This is a genomic window from Dehalococcoidales bacterium (assembly GCA_028717385.1).
Classification (GTDB): domain Bacteria; phylum Chloroflexota; class Dehalococcoidia; order Dehalococcoidales; family CSSed11-197; genus CSSed11-197.
The window spans coordinates 1-17,484 of sequence record JAQUNW010000025.1; the positions used below are offsets into that span (position 1 = coordinate 1).

Below are 17,484 nucleotides of genomic sequence, written 5' to 3' on the forward strand. Positions count from 1 at the left end.
AAAAGTCCAATATGTGCTGGACCCTTACAATCCATTGACAATCACTTAACGGCAGAATATAATCGACTTCATGAACAAACCGTTCAAGCTATCAGTTATCTTCTGGGTTCTTCTTTCTTTCTTTCTGCTTACTTCCTCTGTCGTTTATGCCCAAGATGAAACACAAATAACCGGTTACTTAACAGGCGGGCAGACAAACACATATCCGGTTGAATTGAAACAGGGAGAAGTGCTCTACATCATCCTTGCACGTGCAGATGATAATCTAGCTATATTTATCAAAAATCCAAGCGGCCAAGAAACAAATAACTCTTCAGCGCAAATACCTCATTGCGTATTTCAGGCTCAAAGTAACGGTCAACATTCCATTGTTCTGAATAACACAAACGGAATGGACATACGCAAGCGTTATTATGATTTCACTTATTCAGTATTACCATCTTTTGAATACTCCAATTTGATATCCAGTAAATCACCTTTGGTACTAAGTATACCCGCGCCTATAACTAGTTCAACAAACTCCAATGTCATATTGCCGGCACAAAACGACAATGTACCTTCTCCGCCTTCATCTTCAAATATTAGCGGCTTAACGATAATCGGGATTATCATAGGGATGATTGTTTTGTTAATTTTTCTCGTTGGAATAGGTTCTCGTTCAAGACGAGTTCGCTATCACGGTGATTCCGGAGATACCTATATAATAGTAAATGGAAGACGCCAAGGAAGACGCCAGCGCAGTGACATTCAAAGAGCGCTTGATTGGCATGTTCCTAAAGTTAATAAAGATGGTGCAGAGTTTCTTTCTGGCGCAAGTAGTTTGAAAAAAACTCAACAAGATGAGTTGAAAAGGATCAGAAAGAACCTTTGGGGGTAGCTTAGAAAAGAATATTCCTTTATTTCATAGGTCTGCTTGTCTAGTGTTTCGTACACTTTCATTCGCATAATAATATGCCCATTCTGCAAATAAAGCTAATATCGGAAGCTCGAGCATAAGACTAGAACAGTAATTTTAAAGAATATACGATTCACGTGTACCCATCAAGATTTTTCCTGTTTGTTCTCTTCATTCGACCAATCACGTATAATGCCGGGCGTTAACAAAACAAGGAGGTTTTAGCCATGAAAGTTAAGCACGTGGTTAACCAAAAGAGAAAAAGCAGAAAGATGTTTGGTGGAGCGGGAGACGAGATTCGAACTCGCGACTTCCTGCTTGGGAAGCAGACATTCTACCACTGAATTACTCCCGCTTTTGGACGATGGTATTTTAACTTAAAAAGCATTAGCTGTAAAGCAATTGTATATTTATTTGCACCCGTTCAAGTTTACTGGCCGGATAGCGGATAACCGAGTTCTATCCACCTTTCGTAGCCTTTCCAGAGAACCTTGATCTTGTCCCAATCGTGCCCGGTGCCAAGTTCCTTCATTCTTTCTACCATACTGGCAGAAACTGCATCGTCCTCTCAGTCACAATAAAAAACTATCGTTTTATCTAGCGGCAGGTTTTTTAACTGGTTGTCAATCCATTGTTGGGTGATTAAAGGAGTCGCTTCACCCTGGATAAAGATTGCCCCTGGCAGATGCTCCATGTCATACAGCGCCTTAAAGCGGGTATCTACCAACACAAAATCTTCTTCGGTGTCTATCATCGCTTTCAACTCTTCACAACTTGTCCTGGGTACATCCGGGCTCACGAAACCCTGTTCTGCAAGCTCAGAGGGAGATGGCGCCCCCGGAATATTCGGGGCGATAGTGGTCTCTCCAGAGGTACAGGCTGCAGGCATAATGAGTAATGACATTACTATAAAAAGCAAGGCAGCCCTGTATAACTTACTATTCATCATGTGGTGTGCTCCTTTGGGAAATTAGAATTACATAATCATTAATTACAACTGCCTGGGACCAAGGTCTTTTTCTGCTTGGCTAATAAGCTCATCCCAATTAGTGGGGAGGTGTATTTCCTTAATTTGGTTAATAGACCAACTCGTGCCGTGCTGCAAATAGGCATTATGGCCAGATTGTTCTCCGCCAGCTACTGCAATCAATACGTCATCGGGGCTGGTATACAATGGAACCGGATACCAATCATCTCCGAAAACAGCCAGCGCGCCATCAATCTTTTGTGATTCTGCCCATTCCCTTACGTTTGGCAGGTCTATTATACGGGCGTTTTCGTACAACCACTGTTTAACATCCTGTTTTGTCCAGCCACCTTCAGAAAACGCTTTGGCAACATAGCGCGGTACAACCAGTATCCCAGAATCCTTACCTTTAATGTCTCCCATATAATAGCTTGATTCTGTATTGTTGGTGCTTGGGATTGCCATAAAACCCTGATAAGTGTATAGCAGATTCTGTAAATTGAATCCTCCAACCAGGGGCGATGAGCCTTTCCCGTAAGTGTTTATATTGTTTATGCCGGCTACTGCAGCAACCAGCGCCGTATTTGAACCCTTGGCAAATCCCCGTTCTTCTGATAGTGAAGGCCAGTCTTCCGGCAAGCCTTCTTCATCTTCAGCAAACACTGTGTTTGTGTGGCGGTTATGCCCGTAGATTGCCATTGAGCCGGTTGCCGGGAGTGCTCCGCCGATATTTTGCTGGGCAATCCTCATCGCTCGTCCGATAGATCCGTTAGCTGGGAATAGGGGATCCGGCCCAAAGCAGCCATAACCAGAAGAAAGACGTATCTGCTTGGCAACGGGTCCGTTTACTATACATGCTGGCCAGGTGGAACAGGTAGTGGTATTCATGGATTCATGGGCAAAATCTGGTTCCTGCATAGCTTCCGCGTAGGCAATAATCACCGGCAGGTATTCAGGCCGTCCGCCTGCCAGTGCCAGGCAAACAGCCAGAGAATGAACTGTAAGTATCCCGCCTTTCGGATAGAACTTGCCATAATGACCAACCGTAGATGTTGGGTCGAGGTCGGTTCCGGTAAGTATCCAATCAACTGTTTTGGCAGTTGGTGGCGTTAAGGGCAGCCCGTCTCCCCATTGGTACTGGAGGAATGTGTAATTCATTTTAGTGTATGCTTCTTCGTAATTATCAGCTGTGACGGTTACCATATCCGGCGGATATATACCAGTTTCTCTAATTTGCGGCTCCCATTGAGTAAGCCCTTTAATCACGGTATTTACTTCTGCATCGATTACAGATAAGTCGCCCTCTGCGGTAAACAAATCCCATGGCCATTCTTTTACTACCGGTGCCTCGTTGGAAAAACCCAGGCCTGCAAAGTTATTGGTTATAATCCCGGTAAAACCTTTGCGGGTCATTATCATGGTGGGAACACCAAGTTCCATTTCGATGAAAGCAGCTGCCCGAGCTGCACGCGTTGAACAGGATCCTCAGCCGGCGTTGCCTACAATCACTCCATCGCAACCGGCTTCTTCCAGCTGTTTCAATATACCAGCCATTGATTTTTCATCTACAACGTGGGCTATAGTGTCAAATTCTGTGTAGGGGATAATTGTAGCGGTTGGATACATATTTTTTAATACTTGGCGCAGGCGAGGGAAGGTATTATCAAAATTGTAATCCCCGTTGGTGATTTCACAGATTATCTTTCCCGCGAGGCTATCGAGCCGGGGAGCATGCAAGTTTGTAACTTCGATCGAGCCGGTAGGATTAAATACCTCAAGCTTTGCCGGTTTTGATTCTACTGTGCCAGTAGTGCTGGTTGGGTTAGTGGCATTACCTTCTTTGCATGATGAAAGCAACATTGATGAAGCAAGTGCGGTAGTTACAACGCCCGTGTCCCTGATGAACTTTCTTCGGCTGATGCCAGTGCGTTTAATGTAATCTTTTTTTTGGTTCATGCTTACCCCCCCTGCAATCAAACCATTAATCTTAAGGCTTCCAAGCCATGGTTGTACAGGCTTTGTGATAAAACTGCTTATTTGTAGCCGAACCGGTTACTGACAAGCGTAATCTCAACAGCCAGGTATTTTGCCCAGCAGCAGATCCTTTGAAGCTGTAACTACACCCCCATCAAATGCAAATTCTATGTCAGCAATCCCATATTGCCACCATTCAGGAATAAAATCTTCATAAGTCAATCTGATCAGGGTTTCGGTATAATCGATATCGTAATCATCACTGGTAATTGGTACTCCATCCCAGCTTTGTATCAAGTTACCTTTTTTGGTGATATCAAAGGCATCCAGCATTTCCCAGACCTTAACACTTAGTGTGCCTTCGACGATTAACCCCTTTCCATTTGCATCAACCGGCTTTAATAGCATATTAAGAGCAAGTTCATCCTGCATACCGGCTCGGCGGACTTCAAGCTTTTCAGCTTTCAGGTTTTGCAGTGTAGTTGTAACCGATGGAGTGGTGGTATTTGACGTGGTTGTAGTCGTGGGTTCGGTGGTTACGGGTTCTGTAGATGTGGTGGTAGTAACCGGATTAGTGCTTGTGCCTGGATTATTAGTTGAAGGTTTTACGGTGCAACCGGAGGCAATGATTATTGATACTGCCAGAAGTAAAGTAATTAATGAATGGCTTAACAGGGATTTGCTTAGCATATGGATAAACGCAACCTCACGTGATTAAGACTATATTCATTTTAGCGCATATAGTTTAAGATGTAAATAATACCTAGGAGGTGCTTCGGCTACAACAACCAGCTTCAAATGCTTGTTAAAAAACGCGGGCTGGTGGCAATTACTTGCAATTGCCAGAACAAGGCGTATCAATTGAGGAGCAACCACCTTCTCTTACGGCTTTTTTAAGGTTTTCTAAATCTTTAAAAAGTTCAGGGCTATCCTTGAGATATTGGCGCATGGCTCCTATTATCGAAGCAGCGAAAGGCTCAATTTTGGTTTCATCAATAGAATACAGAGACCATAATCCTTCCTTGCGTAAAAGTAACAGCCCGGCATTATACAACTGGCTCAGATTCCTGGAAGCCCTCGTCTGGCTGATGTTTAACGCCTGCATAACTTCACAAACGCAGCATTCCTTGTGGATTAACAGATTAAGTATGCGTAAACGGGTCTCATCAGATAGGGCTTTAAATATTTTTACTTTATTTTCAAGTACCATATATGTCCAACCTGTAGTTTATGCGGTTATTCTATAGATTTAGTCTTGAAGTGTCAATCGTTAGAATTAAAAAATTCGGTTAAAATACAGGTTGTCAAGATGCTACAATTAGAGCAAGCGGTAATTCCTTGCCAAGGGGCTTAAGTATGCATGTAGGTATAATTAAAATCTATCTGAGGCTCGCCGGCAACAATTCCTTAAAAGGAAAAAGGCAAGCCATACGCCCGATGATTGCCGGGCTTAGAAAACGGTACAATGTATCAGTAGCTGAAGTTGCCGATCAAGACCGGTGGCAAAGTGCCGTTATTGGCATCAGCCTGGTCACCAGTGATAAACGCATGGCAGATGAAGTGATATCCTCTATACAGAATGATTTAAACAGTGGTCGTTTTAACGCAGAAGTAATTGAGAACCAGGTTGAAATAATCCCAGTATGAGTATGAATTTGGAAGAGTTTTTGGCTTATCTTGTTTCAACGTCATCGTACCAAAATCAGGTCAGCCATATCGAACATATCGTTAGCCGTCCTTCCGCATTTGGTGAGCTTGAAAAGCCACTTCCAGAGAATCTTCAAAAAACACTGGAAGAATTGCATATGTGGCCGCTTTATACCCATCAGGCGGAAGCAATAGATATATCCCGCCGGGGTGAAAATGTTATTATCTCTACCCCCAGCGCCAGTGGTAAAAGTCTTGCCTATAACATCCCGGTTCTGGAAGCGCTGCAAACGCAGCCTCTTGCCAGAGCACTGTATCTTTTCCCCACCAAAGCGCTTGCCAGGGACCAGCTCCGTTCTTTGAATATAATTTTTAATTCACTCAAAGAAGAAAACCCTGCTGTTGCCGCTTATGATGGAGATACCCCCTATGAACTTCGCAACGAGGTGCGCAATAAAGCCAGGCTTATTATAACCAACCCCGATATGCTTCATATTGGTATGCTTCCCCGCCATGGGGACTGGGCACGCTTTTTTACTAATTTGAAGTACGTAATACTGGACGAAGCTCACGTATATCGGGGAGTTTTCGGTTCTAATGTTGCGCTGGTTTTACGGCGCTTGAGAAGACTTTGCCGTTATTACGGCGCAAAGCCGGTTTTTATATTTTGCTCAGCTACTATTGCCAATCCGTGTGAACACGCAGAGGCGCTCACCGGGTTGCCTTTCCAAGTAGTTGATAATGATGGCTCTCCAGCTGGAGAAAGAGACTTTGTATTCTGGAATCCCCCTCTGGAAGATCCAGCTAAAGGAGCGCGCAAGAGCTCAAACAGTGAAACATCTGCGCTTTTTGCCGAATTGGTTAGCCATAATATACGGTCGCTGGTATTTACCCGTTCCCGCCGGCTAACAGAGCTAATATATACCTATACCAGAGATCGCCTTAAACAGCTAAGCCCGGTGCACGCGGAACGTATTCAGCCTTACCGTGCTGGTTATATGCCAGAAGTGCGCCGCCAGGTTGAAGCTGGCCTGTCTACAGGCAAACTCATGGGAGTTGTGGCTACCAATGCTTTAGAACTAGGTATAGACATAGGGCATCTGGATGTAACCGTTATATCCGGGTACCCCGGCACCATATCCAGTACCTGGCAGCAGGCCGGCCGCAGCGGAAGGAGCGGGCGCAAGGCATTGACGATTATGGTTGGCCGGGATGACCCTCTTGATCAATACCTGATGAATCATCCAGAAGCTTTTTTTAAAGCTCGCTACGAAAATGCCCTCATCAACCCAGAAAATCCCTACTTGTTGGGCAGCCATCTTTTATGTGCAGCCTGGGAACACCCATTATCAAAAACAGATGCAGAAATCTTTGGTAAAGCATTTGGCGAAGCAATAAGTGAGCTGGAAACTAATGGCGCTTTAAGAGCAAGAAAAGGTTACTGGTATGCTGATACCGGCGTGGCTTTCCCGGCCAGAGGAGTTGATATCCGCTCTTCTTTTGGGCCATCAATAAGTATTGTTGATACCTCGAGTGGTTCCCTGATAGATAGCGTTGAGCGAAGCACCGCTCTATTTCAGGCTCATCCGGGAGCAGTGTATCTTAACCAGGGTGAAAGCTACCTGATAACCGAGCTGGATCTTCAAGGCTCAACAGCAAAAGCTCAACCGGTCGATGCTGCCTATTACACGGTTGCTGATGATCTTACCACTTTGCGGATTATAAAAGTGCTAAAAAGCAAACAATTGGGAAATGTTGAGGTTTGTCTAGGAAGAGTAGAAGTGACCACTTCAGTAATTGCATACAAGCGTAAAGAACAGTATTCAGAAAAGATGATAGATAAGCTGCCGCTGGATTTGCCAGACGATATTTTTACAACCGTCGGGCTGTGGTTTGATGTTAATCGTGATATAACCAGCGCGTTGCAAAAGGAAGGGCTGGATCTGGAAGGGGGATTGCATGCCACTGAACATGCTTCCATAGGTATTCTGCCCCTGTTTGCGATGTGTGACCGTAATGATATCGGCGGGGTATCTACTGCACTGCATATGGATACCGGAAAACCTCAGGTTTTTATCTATGATGCTCACCCCGGAGGTATCGGAATAGCTGAAAAAGGTTACGAAATAATCATGGAGTTGTGGGCAGCTACACTCAAGGTGATTAAAACCTGCAAATGTGAAGAGGGTTGCCCGAGTTGTATACAATCTCCCAAGTGCGGTAACAATAATGAGCCACTGGATAAAAAGGCAGCGGAGAGAATCTTGAGTATGCTGCTTTATTAATTATAGACGGTCTTTAAGGTTTTTCCGCTTGATTACCCTTGACCAGCTGCCGCCTTTAGACTTCATCTCTACAATTCGTGGAATATAGCTCAGATACGGTATCAGCAGCATAACAGCGGAATAAATAATGTAATCAACCCGGTCGTAAATCAGCCAGGCTACAAAAGGAAAGCTTATCATCGCAAGCCCGTAACTCAGTGTGGGAAAGCGGGTAATAGCAAGTATAACCAAAAATGTCCCGAAGCCGATTGGCAGACACCATGGCATCAGAAAAATAATAACACCAATCAGCGTTGCGCCGCCCTTGCCTCCCTTGAACTTGAGCCATATCGGATAATTATGCCCGATAACCACAAACAAACCGGCAATCATTTCTACAATTACTATGGTTTCATTACCGGTGGCAAGTTGACATAAAAAGCGAGCCATGGCTACTGCTGCGGCACCTTTTAGAATATCAGCCGCAAGTACCATGACACCGGGGATAAACCCCAGGCTGTAAAAAGTATTCATGGCACCCATGTTGTGGCTGCCGATGGTACGTATGTCTACGCCCTTGACCAGCCTCCCGGCAATATAGGCAGATGGCAAGGAGCCAATAAAATAGGCAGCTATTACCGCCAATATAGAAGCCAGTATCTCGTTCATTTTTTTACTTACTCCTTGTGATGTCCGGCGCCCAGGCTAGGTTTTCATATCCAGCAGTTTAAGCCTGAGTCTGGTTTCCCCCATCCACTCATCCTGCTCCAGATTGAAGGCTATATCCATACGACTTTTAATATCTTCGAAGTTATCACCCTGCCCGAATGCAACCGCGTCCCATACCGCCCCGCAATGCCTTACCTGAAGGCGAAGATGCTTTCCGGTGCTGCCCATCTGGCGGCATTTAATCACTTCTACCCCCCGGCTAGCAAGTATCGGTACTGGATTCCCCTTGCCGAAAGGCGCTAATTTGGAGATTGCCTGGTAAGCCTTGCCGCCAATTTCGTTGAGCCCAACCTCGGCATCGATCTCAAGAGACGGCTTTAAATCAAGCCCCTCCAGCTTTTCTCTGGCAATAAGATCCATTTCATGCAGGAACAGACAAAGATTGCTGGTTTTAAGGCTGAAGCCAGCTGCCTGGGGGTGGCCTCCGTAACGGCTTAATAAACCGGAAAGGCTGTTTATAGCACTGATAATATCAAACTCGACAATGGAACGGCAACTGCCCTGGGATACCTTTTGGCCGGTTTTCACTACAATCGTCGGGCGGTAAAATTCATTAGAAATTCTGCCGGCTACCAATCCGATTATTCCAGCCGGGTATTCATCAGCATGAGCAACCAATAGGCTGCCCGGTTCTTCTGCAAGAATCTGTGCCTTGGCATGCGAACAGGCTTTCACCGTCATCTTCTGGCGTTCGAGATTCTGTTCTTCCAGTTTGGCTGCCAGGCGGTGGGCTTCTTTCCAGTCTTCCGTTACCAGCAGGTTATAACCGCCCAGAGCGTGTTCGAGCCTTCCAGCAGCGTTCAATCTTGGCGCGAGCGCCCATGATACATCTTCTGCAGTGATCTTGCCCTGAGAGAGGCCGGCAAATTCCATCATCATTCGTATCCCGAGGCGCGGATTAGAATTTATTTTTTCCAGCCCTTTTTTTACTAGGTAGCGGTTTTCACCAACAAGTGGCATCATATCGGCTATTGTGCCCAGTGCAACCAGATCAAGAAAATCAGCAACTTCTTCAGATTTGCCGATACTGTCATAAAGTGCCTGGACAAATTTATAGCTAACTCCAACGCCGGAGAGTTCCCGGAAAGGGTATTCAGAATCAAGCCGTTTGGGATTAACTGCGGCAACGGCGGCTGGTATTTCATCCTGGGGATTATGATGGTCAGTAATTATGATATCTATACCCTTGCGTTTAGCTTGCCGGGTTTCCGCAATGGCGCTGATGCCGCAATCGGTAGTGATGATCAGAGTTACACCCAAATCGTGCAGTTCGTTAAGTGCTGTGCGATTAATGCCATGCCCTTCATTTAAACGATGGGGAATATAAGGGTGTACAGCGCCACCCAGCTTTTGTATCGCCTGAACAAGCAGCACGGTGCCGGTGATACCGTCAGCATCGAAATCCCCGTAAACCGCCATTTTTTCGCCAGAGAGTAATGCTTGGTATATTCGGCTGATAGCCTGGCGGATATCGGGCATAAGATACGGATCATGGGAAAGTGCTTCTCCGCCTTCTATAAAAGCGGCAATAGAACGGGAATCTTCCAAACCACGGTTGAAGAAAATTTGTTTAACGATAGGAGAAAAACCGTTTTCTCCAGCCATGAAACCGGCGGGAGCAACAGGCTTTAATTTCCAGTGTAGTTGGGGCAAAAAATCCTCCTGATAAACTTAAAAATAGCAAACAATATCAATCAAGTCAAATAAGGCAGCAGGTATCAAAAAGCCATTAAGGCAGGTATATACTTAACCGCTGTATTTCTTTCTTAGCACCGGTTTTTCGATTTTACCGGTAGGATTGCGTGGCACCTTGTCAAAAAATATCAAGCGTGGCCGTTTGTAACGGGGCAAGTTTTTTTCACAGTAATCCGCAATTTCTTGTTCCGTGAGAGTCACTCCTGGCTGTGGATCAATCACTGCTGCCACAATTTCTCCCAGTCGCTCATCGTTAACACCAATCGCGGCTACGTCATAAACTCCGGGGTGGGCACTAATTACCTCCTCCACCTCAACCGGGAAAATGTTCTCTCCCCCGGTAATAATAACATCTTTCTTGCGATCTACCAGATATATAAAACCGTCTCCATCGGTTTTTGCCATATCGCCGGTATAAAGCCAGCCATTGCGGAGGGTTTCAGCAGTCTTGACGGGGTTTTTATAATACTCTTTCATTACCCCGTCGCCCTTTACCAGTAATTCGCCTACTTCCCCCGGTTTAACATCATGCCCGGCTTCATCTACTATCCTGGTCGCCCATCCTTCACCGGCTTTGCCAATAGCGCCAACTTTATGCTCGTTTTCTACGCCAAGATGGACGCAACCCGGGCCGGTGCTCTCGCTAAGTCCATAGTTGGTGTCGTAAGCAACTTGTGGGAAATATGCTTTCCATCTTTTCACCAGGCTGGGTGGTACCGGTTGCGCGCCGATGTGCATCAGCCGAAGGCTGCCTAAATGGTAATCTGCCAATTTGAGTTCGCCCCGGTCCAGTGCCCCCAGGAGGTCCTGAGCCCAGGGAACCAGTAGCCAGATTATTGTGCCTCGTTCGGAATGCAGGGCATCCAAAATGTTTTTCGGGTTTATTTCAGTGAGAATAGTTGCACGGCTACCGGCTAGCAAGCAACCGAACCAGTGCATTTTAGCGCCCGTATGGTAAAGTGGCGGCATCAGGATGAAGTTATCTTCCTTAACCTGCTGATGATGCTTTTGTTCGGTAATAGCAGCATGCGTCATGTTCTTGTGTGTAAGCACTATCGGTTTGGGATCCCCGGTGGTACCGGATGTAAAATACAAACCGCAAACGTCGTCCGGGGAAAAGCTGATATCCGGCGCGTTGGGTTCGGAAGAGTCGATCAAGGCTTCCATGTTATCCATTCCGGCTGGTGTGTCAGACCCGGCAAAGATGTAATTGTTAATCAGGTTTAGTCCGGCTTTTGCCTCTTCTACCCTTTCGATAAACTCCGGCCCCAGTAACATAGTGGTGGCTTCGGAAATATTGGCGCAATATAAAATATCTTTGGAAGTGAAGCGGAAGTTGAGCGGAACAGCCCACGCTCCAGTTTTTAATATGGCAAAGTAGGCAATGAGCCAGTCAATAGAGTTCATCATCAGGTGTATGACCTTATCTTCCCTGCCGATGCCTTTATTTACCAGGGCGGTGGCCAGCCGGTTTATTTTTTCATCAAATTCTGCCCAAGTAATCGTGCGTCGGTAATTAGCAGACGGCTTTAGTTCAATTAGTGCGGTATCACACGGATACAATTTGGCATTTCGGATTACAAGGTCGAGTATTGTCATTTAAAAAAGTCTTTCTAATAAATATTTGCCGGGTGTATGTGTTAGTGCAGCAGATTTGGCAGGAAGGTGGCAATCTGCGGGAATGCCAGCAGTATCCCGATGGCTACAAGGATGGCCGCAAGGAAGGGGAAAATACCCTTGAAAATAGTTTCCAAAGCTACGTCTTCGGTGATACTCTTGATGACATAAACGTTCAAACCTACCGGAGGGGTAATAACGCCCATTTCGGTAACCAGTACTACGATTACCCCGAACCATATCGGATTGAAACCGAGCGCTGTAACCAGTGGGTAAATGATTGGAATGGTAAGCGTTATCATGGCTAATGCATCCATGAAAAAGCCGCCAACGAGATAGATAAGTATTATTATACACATTATGGCGGCTGGGTGCAGATCCAAGCCTCCTACCCATCCAGCCAGATTGGCTGGGATTGTGGTGACTGCCATAAAGTGGCCAAACACGACCGCACCGGTGATAATAACTATCACCTCACAGGTGATTTTAAGCGCATCTTTTACTGCAAACAGGAAGTTGGGCAGGTTCATCTGCCGCCGGATCAAGCCAAGTATCAGCACCCCGGCTGCGCCAACTGCACCTGCCTGCATAGGGCTGAATAAGCCCAGGAAAAGTCCGCCAATTACCAGCGTAAACAGGACGATGGTATCTGCCATTCCGGCCAGCCCGGTAAATTTTTCTTTCCAACTGGTCGCCTCTCCGGCTGGGGCTAGTGCCGGATTCTTCCAGCACATCAATATCACTACAATTATAAACAAGATTGTGAGCATTATGCCGGGAACAATACCAGCCAGGAAGAGAGAGCCTATCGATTGCTCCGTCATAATACCGTAGACCATGAACACGGTGCTGGGTGGAATCAGTATCCCCAAAGATCCGGCTGCTGCTACAGAGCCGGTTGCCAGTGAATCGTCGTAATTGAACCTCTTCATTTCTGGCAGAGCTACTCTCCCCATCGCGGCAGCAGTAGCATTGGTGGAACCGCAAATGGCAGCAAAACCGGCACAGGCGGCAATAGTGGCAATAACCAGCCCGCCTTTAAACTGGCCAAATATCTTATGGGTGGAGGAGTATAACTTCCGGCTCATTCCGGTGGCAAACGCCAGAGAACCCATAAAAATAAACATCGGGATTACCGTTAACGAATAGTTGGAAAAGGTAACCCAGACATCTCTTGCCAGCAGGCTCAACCCGGCTTCTGGAGAAACAAGCATGCAAAACCCGACGGTTCCTACAATTGCCATAGCGAAACCAACCGGCGTGCCAATCAGGAAGAGGGTAATCAATACGGCAATGCCGATTAGCCCTGTGGCTACTGCACTCATCTCTTAACCATCCGGCTTATATAATTAATCAGTTCAATTAAAAGCTGAAGGCATACCGGGATACAGCAAACAGCTATGGCATATACAAAGGGGTAAAAGGGAATTCTCTGCGTCATGGATACTTCGCCGGTAAGCTGAAGAACCTGTGCATATTCAAAGCTTCTCCATGCCAGCAGGGCGAAAAGGACTATACCAATAGCGGAAACCAGTGCACCAAAAAAGTCTCTGATTATATGCGGCAGGCGGGTAACGAAAAAATCCACCTGAATGTGCCCTTTTAGCTGTTGTGTATAAGCCAAAGCAAAGGCAATCACAACTACGCTCAAAAAACTCACCAGCTCAATAGTGCCGGGGATAGGAGAAGAGAATACCTTGATAGCTATTACATCAGCCACCGTCAGTACGAGCATGATAACCAGCCCAGCGCCGGCAACCCAGTTAAAGCCCTGGTTTAATCCCTTGGAGATCTTTTCTAGTTTTTCCATATTGTTGTCATGTTTATATCAAGCGAGATTTACTATTTCCCCGGTTAGTCTTATAACCAGATGGTTTAGGTAAGGTATTCTGCCAGGTTTTCTTCCACCCAGGCAACGCAGTCTTCGGCAGAAGGAGATTTCCCTGCCCAATAGCTTACTCTTTCCAGCAGGTAGTTTTCATATTCGTCAGGTTCTAGGCCGAGGGCGGTTTTATCGGTTGTATATTGAGCTATAAGAGGTGCAACTGCAGCTTCTTTCCAGATCTCTACCTGTTCGGCAGAAAGCTCAATTACCTCTCTCCCTCCACCGAGTCCAAGAAAATAATCAATACCGGCTTTGTCGTAATAATCCCAAACCATACCGTGCTTTTCTATCCATTCCGAGCTTACATCAGAAATAATCTCCTGCAGGTCGTCCGGCAGGGAATTCCATTTAGTTTTATTAATAACCACAAACATCATGGTGGTATTGCCAACTTCATAGCAATCGGTTACATACTTAACCACTTCTGCCTGTTTCCAACCCTTCAAAACTTCCCTTGGTGTATAGCTCCCGTCTACAATTCCTCTAGCCATAAGTTCGTAGGCTTCCCCCTGGCTTACTCCATAGCCTTCCGCGCCCAGGGCTTTAACCACATTGGCGCCGATTCCGGTTGCGCGGATTACCATACCTTTCAGATCATCAAGGGTGCTGATTTTTTTCTGAGTGCTGATAATCACCCCCGGGCCATGGGCATGGAAATATAGCGGTTGAACATCTTTCAGCTCAGCCGGTTCAAATTCATTGTAATAGTCATTGGCTGCCATGGTAGCTACATAGCCGCTGGGATATCCATGAGGTAAGTCAACCAGTTCAGATACCGGGAAACGGCCGGGAGTATAGCTAAAGCAGGACATGCCGATATCTGAAATACCCTGCACCACTCCATCGTAAATGCCTGCCGCGGCAGTAAGGGTACCGCCGGGATAATAGTTGATTTTAATCTGCCCCTCACTGCGAGTTTGGATTTCTTCAATCCACTTTTCTGCCAGTATGGAATTCAGATGAGTAGAAGGGAAAAAGTTGGAATAGGAGAGTTCATAAACACCTTCCTGGGAACCGCCGCAACCAGCCAGAGCGAACTGCCCAAGTAAAACAAGTGCCAGAGTTGCTGTAAAAAATTTCCTTTTCACTGTAGTTCTCCACAACCTGATTATTCCCCAAAAAACAAATCCGGGCCAACCCGGAGTAACAAGTTGTGGGGTAATTTAACACAGTACGTTTAGAGTAGTCAATCGGTATCGGTTCCCTGACAAGCCGCAGTAAAAAATTTTATGTTATTAACAGGAAAGCATCCTGATTCGGAGCTTAAACAGTATACTAACTCTGTTAATGGCTTGCATCTCGGTTTATAATGATATGGCTATGGAAACCCTGCAAAATATATATGTTGGGACCTCGGGCTGGAGCTACCCCAAGGGGGAAGGTACCTGGAAGGGGCATTTTTACCCGCCGGGAACCACCAATGAACTCACCTACTACAGCAATTTTTTCAATACGGTAGAAATCAACAGTTCTTTTTACCGGCCGCCGGACCCGAGGATTGCTGCCAATTGGGCAAACGCCGTGCCGGAAGGCTTTCTATTTTCGGTAAAATTATGGCAGAAGTTTACCCATCCGGATATGTACCAGGCAGCTACTGGCCAGGAAGCGGTTATTTCTCTGGCTGATGTTGACCTGTTTAAATCTTCAATAGAGCCAATTGCCGTAGCCGGTCAATTGGGAGCCTTGCTTGCACAGTTTCCACCGGGTTTTACCAATACCCGCCAAAACCAGCGTACGTTGCGGGAAGTGGTAGAGGCTTTTCGGGATTACCGCCTGGCAGTGGAGCTTCGCCACCGCAGTTGGAGCGATGATGCCGCTACCGCCCGTTTGCTAAGAGAAAGCGGCACATCTTGGGTCAGGATAGATGAACCCAGGTTCAGTTCATCGGTTGCGCAGGAGCTTCCCCAGACGGCTGACCATAGCTATTTTCGCCTGCATGGCCGTAACCGGGAAATGTGGTGGAAAGGCAATGTAGAAACCCGCTACAAATACCTCTATTCGGCTGGCGAAATTGCCCAGTTGGCAGAACAGGTCAAGCAAGTTGGGCAAAAGTCCAACAGCACCTTTATTTATTTCAACAACCATTGGCAAGCCTATGCGCCCCGCAATGCAATGGATATGATGCGTGCGCTGCAGCTGCCATTAAAAGCCATTCCGCCCATGTTTTTAACACTGGAATAAAAAAACACATCTGGGGACAAGCATGGATATTCGTGAACATAACCGGGGTGCCTGGGACCGCCTGGTAGAGCAGCAAAATGAATGGACTGTACCGGTTTCAAGTGACATTATTGAAAAAGCCCACCATGGTCAATAGTCATGACCCCCTTAAAACCGGTACCGCGAGAATGGTTCCCGCCCTCGATAAAGGGATTGGAAATTTTATGTCTTGCTTCCGGGGGTGGTCAACAATGACCGGTTCTGGCTGCTACTGGAGCGCATGTAATCGTCCTGGACAATTCCCCCAGGCAACTTGCACAGGATAAGATGGTTGCGGAAAGAGAGGGGCTGGAAATGCGTTTGATAGAAGGAGATATGCGAGATCTATCCGTATTTCAGATGAGACTTTTGACTGTATCGTCCATCCCACTTCCAATTTATTTGTGCCAGATGTAAAACCGGTATGGAGGGAGTGCTACCGGGTGCTAAAGTCAGGTGGAACACTGATTGCCGGGTTCTGCAACCCGATAATGTATATGTTTGATCTCAAGCTGGAGCAGCAGGGTATACTCCAGGTTAAATACGCAGTTTCGTATTCTGACCAGTTATACCAATACGCTTGTTACCACACGGGCATTAAAACCGGCTTGCTAAGCCGTGCAGGCCGGTACAATACAAGATAACCAGGATAAAGTTATTCTTCGGTGATGGTGATGGTGATGGTGTTAATAACGTCTCCCTGCCGGATGCTTTCCAGGATAGCCATATCACTGGTCATTTTTCCAAAAACAGAGTGGCGGTTATCCAGGTGGGGCTGGGGAGAATAGGTAATAAAAAACTGGCTGCCGTTGGTATTGGGGCCGGCATTGGCCATGGAGAGTGCTCCGGCAACATGGGCGTGCGTGGAAAACTCATCTTCAAATTTATAGCCCGGGCCGCCGCAGCCGGTGCCGGTTGGATCTCCCGCCTGAGCCATAAATCCTGCTATTACCCGGTGGAAGATGATGCCGTCATAAAAGCCGTCCCGCGCCAGAAACACAAAGTTGTTGACCGTATTGGGAGCATCTTTAGCAAACAGGCTGAGAACGATGTCTCCCTTGTTGGTTTCAATGGTGGCGGTGTATTTCTTTTCCTGGTCTATGGTCATGGGTGGTGGAGCAGAATAGGTTTTCTTAGTCATGGTTAATTAGCCTTTCATTAATTATTAAGGGTTATCTTACCATAACTGGGGGAGGTGAAACATAACCCATCTGCTGTGCAATCCTTGAGAAGGGTGCTCCATTTTCTGTGTCCTCTTTGATGAGCACGCCAGTGCGAAGAAGAATCTTCCCCGGATAGTGCGCCATCCTCAAATTATTCGTGTCATCCTTGAGTCGGACGCTCCTTTTATTTGTGTCATCCTGGAGGAGGGCGGTAGCCCGACGAAGGATCTTCCCCGGATAGCGTCCGTCGTAACAGTAGTGAGTTCCCGTTAAGGCGAGCCTATTTCTTAAAGATTCTTCGCTTCACTCTTGGGTGACACGATTTTTTGTATTTGATCGGTTGACAGCGTTGTAATGTGTGATTAAAATGGTAAATGTCCATCATATATAAAGGAGAATCAGAATGGACGCTACAGGTTACATATCCCTCACTCTGGAATTTCACAAAG

The 17,484-nt window shown here is 46.4% G+C and carries 17 protein-coding genes and 1 tRNA gene; 5 read left to right on the plus strand and 13 right to left on the minus strand.

Annotated elements, in window-relative coordinates; genetic code table 11:
- Nucleotides 1-70: 70 nt before the first annotated feature.
- On the plus strand, nucleotides 71-877 hold the full coding sequence (locus PHX29_05685; GenBank protein MDD5605382.1) for a hypothetical protein: 807 nt from the start codon (nucleotides 71-73) through the stop codon (nucleotides 875-877).
- 298 nt (nucleotides 878-1,175) lie between these two features.
- Here PHX29_05685 and PHX29_05690 read toward each other — a convergent pair.
- From PHX29_05690 to PHX29_05715, 6 genes are all read right to left on the minus strand, one after another.
- Nucleotides 1,176-1,250, minus strand: a tRNA-Gly gene (locus PHX29_05690).
- Nucleotides 1,251-1,463: 213 nt separating this feature from the next.
- Entirely contained in the window at nucleotides 1,464-1,844 is a 381-nt protein-coding gene (locus tag PHX29_05695) for a rhodanese-like domain-containing protein (GenBank protein ID MDD5605383.1), read from the minus strand.
- Nucleotides 1,845-1,886: 42 nt separating this feature from the next.
- On the minus strand, nucleotides 1,887-3,302 hold the full coding sequence (locus PHX29_05700) for a hypothetical protein (protein ID MDD5605384.1): 1,416 nt from the start codon (nucleotides 3,300-3,302) through the stop codon (nucleotides 1,887-1,889).
- Nucleotides 3,303-3,347: 45 nt separating this feature from the next.
- Nucleotides 3,348-3,818, minus strand: coding sequence for a hypothetical protein (locus tag PHX29_05705; GenBank protein ID MDD5605385.1), 471 nt, complete (start codon nucleotides 3,816-3,818; stop codon nucleotides 3,348-3,350).
- Nucleotides 3,819-3,932: 114 nt separating this feature from the next.
- Nucleotides 3,933-4,526: a hypothetical protein gene (locus PHX29_05710; protein ID MDD5605386.1), complete on the minus strand. Its 594-nt coding sequence runs from the start codon at nucleotides 4,524-4,526 to the stop codon at nucleotides 3,933-3,935.
- A 139-nt stretch (nucleotides 4,527-4,665) separates the two neighbouring features.
- Nucleotides 4,666-5,046, minus strand: coding sequence for a metalloregulator ArsR/SmtB family transcription factor (locus tag PHX29_05715; protein MDD5605387.1), 381 nt, complete (start codon nucleotides 5,044-5,046; stop codon nucleotides 4,666-4,668).
- A gap of 146 nt (nucleotides 5,047-5,192) precedes the next feature.
- On the opposite strand from PHX29_05715, the gene PHX29_05720 reads away from it, so the two are divergent.
- Nucleotides 5,193-5,483 carry a DUF503 domain-containing protein gene (locus PHX29_05720; GenBank protein ID MDD5605388.1) on the plus strand — a complete coding sequence of 97 codons (291 nt, stop codon included), beginning with the start codon at nucleotides 5,193-5,195 and terminating at the stop codon, nucleotides 5,481-5,483.
- Complete coding sequence (locus PHX29_05725; GenBank protein MDD5605389.1) at nucleotides 5,480-7,768, plus strand: DEAD/DEAH box helicase; 2,289 nt, start codon at nucleotides 5,480-5,482, stop codon at nucleotides 7,766-7,768. The genes PHX29_05720 and PHX29_05725 overlap by 4 nt, the downstream gene beginning before the upstream one ends.
- Here the strand turns inward: PHX29_05725 and PHX29_05730 are convergent, their stop codons facing one another.
- The 6 genes from PHX29_05730 to PHX29_05755 form a co-directional block, all read right to left on the minus strand.
- The gene (locus PHX29_05730) at nucleotides 7,769-8,416 is read right to left on the minus strand and encodes a glycerol-3-phosphate acyltransferase (protein MDD5605390.1); all 648 of its coding nucleotides are present in this window, start codon (nucleotides 8,414-8,416) and stop codon (nucleotides 7,769-7,771) included.
- A gap of 36 nt (nucleotides 8,417-8,452) precedes the next feature.
- Nucleotides 8,453-10,129: a single-stranded-DNA-specific exonuclease RecJ gene (gene recJ, locus PHX29_05735; GenBank protein ID MDD5605391.1), complete on the minus strand. Its 1,677-nt coding sequence runs from the start codon at nucleotides 10,127-10,129 to the stop codon at nucleotides 8,453-8,455.
- A gap of 93 nt (nucleotides 10,130-10,222) precedes the next feature.
- Nucleotides 10,223-11,770: a class I adenylate-forming enzyme family protein gene (locus PHX29_05740; GenBank protein ID MDD5605392.1), complete on the minus strand. Its 1,548-nt coding sequence runs from the start codon at nucleotides 11,768-11,770 to the stop codon at nucleotides 10,223-10,225.
- 41 nt (nucleotides 11,771-11,811) lie between these two features.
- Nucleotides 11,812-13,113 (minus strand): TRAP transporter large permease, encoded by a 1,302-nt coding sequence (locus tag PHX29_05745; GenBank protein MDD5605393.1) that lies wholly within the window; start codon nucleotides 13,111-13,113, stop codon nucleotides 11,812-11,814.
- Nucleotides 13,110-13,598, minus strand: coding sequence for a TRAP transporter small permease (locus PHX29_05750; GenBank protein MDD5605394.1), 489 nt, complete (start codon nucleotides 13,596-13,598; stop codon nucleotides 13,110-13,112). The genes PHX29_05745 and PHX29_05750 overlap by 4 nt, the downstream gene beginning before the upstream one ends.
- 65 nt (nucleotides 13,599-13,663) lie before the next feature.
- Nucleotides 13,664-14,761: a TRAP transporter substrate-binding protein gene (locus PHX29_05755; protein MDD5605395.1), complete on the minus strand. Its 1,098-nt coding sequence runs from the start codon at nucleotides 14,759-14,761 to the stop codon at nucleotides 13,664-13,666.
- Nucleotides 14,762-14,993: 232 nt separating this feature from the next.
- Here PHX29_05755 and PHX29_05760 point away from each other — a divergent pair, with 232 nt between their 5' ends.
- Entirely contained in the window at nucleotides 14,994-15,854 is an 861-nt protein-coding gene (locus tag PHX29_05760) for a DUF72 domain-containing protein (GenBank protein ID MDD5605396.1), read from the plus strand.
- A 365-nt stretch (nucleotides 15,855-16,219) separates the two neighbouring features.
- The gene (locus PHX29_05765) at nucleotides 16,220-16,516 is read left to right on the plus strand and encodes a methyltransferase domain-containing protein (GenBank protein MDD5605397.1); all 297 of its coding nucleotides are present in this window, start codon (nucleotides 16,220-16,222) and stop codon (nucleotides 16,514-16,516) included.
- An 11-nt stretch (nucleotides 16,517-16,527) separates the two neighbouring features.
- Here the strand turns inward: PHX29_05765 and PHX29_05770 are convergent, their stop codons facing one another.
- Nucleotides 16,528-16,980, minus strand: a complete 453-nt coding sequence (locus PHX29_05770; GenBank protein MDD5605398.1) for a peptidylprolyl isomerase — start codon at nucleotides 16,978-16,980, stop codon at nucleotides 16,528-16,530.
- Nucleotides 16,981-17,484: the final 504 nt, after the last annotated feature.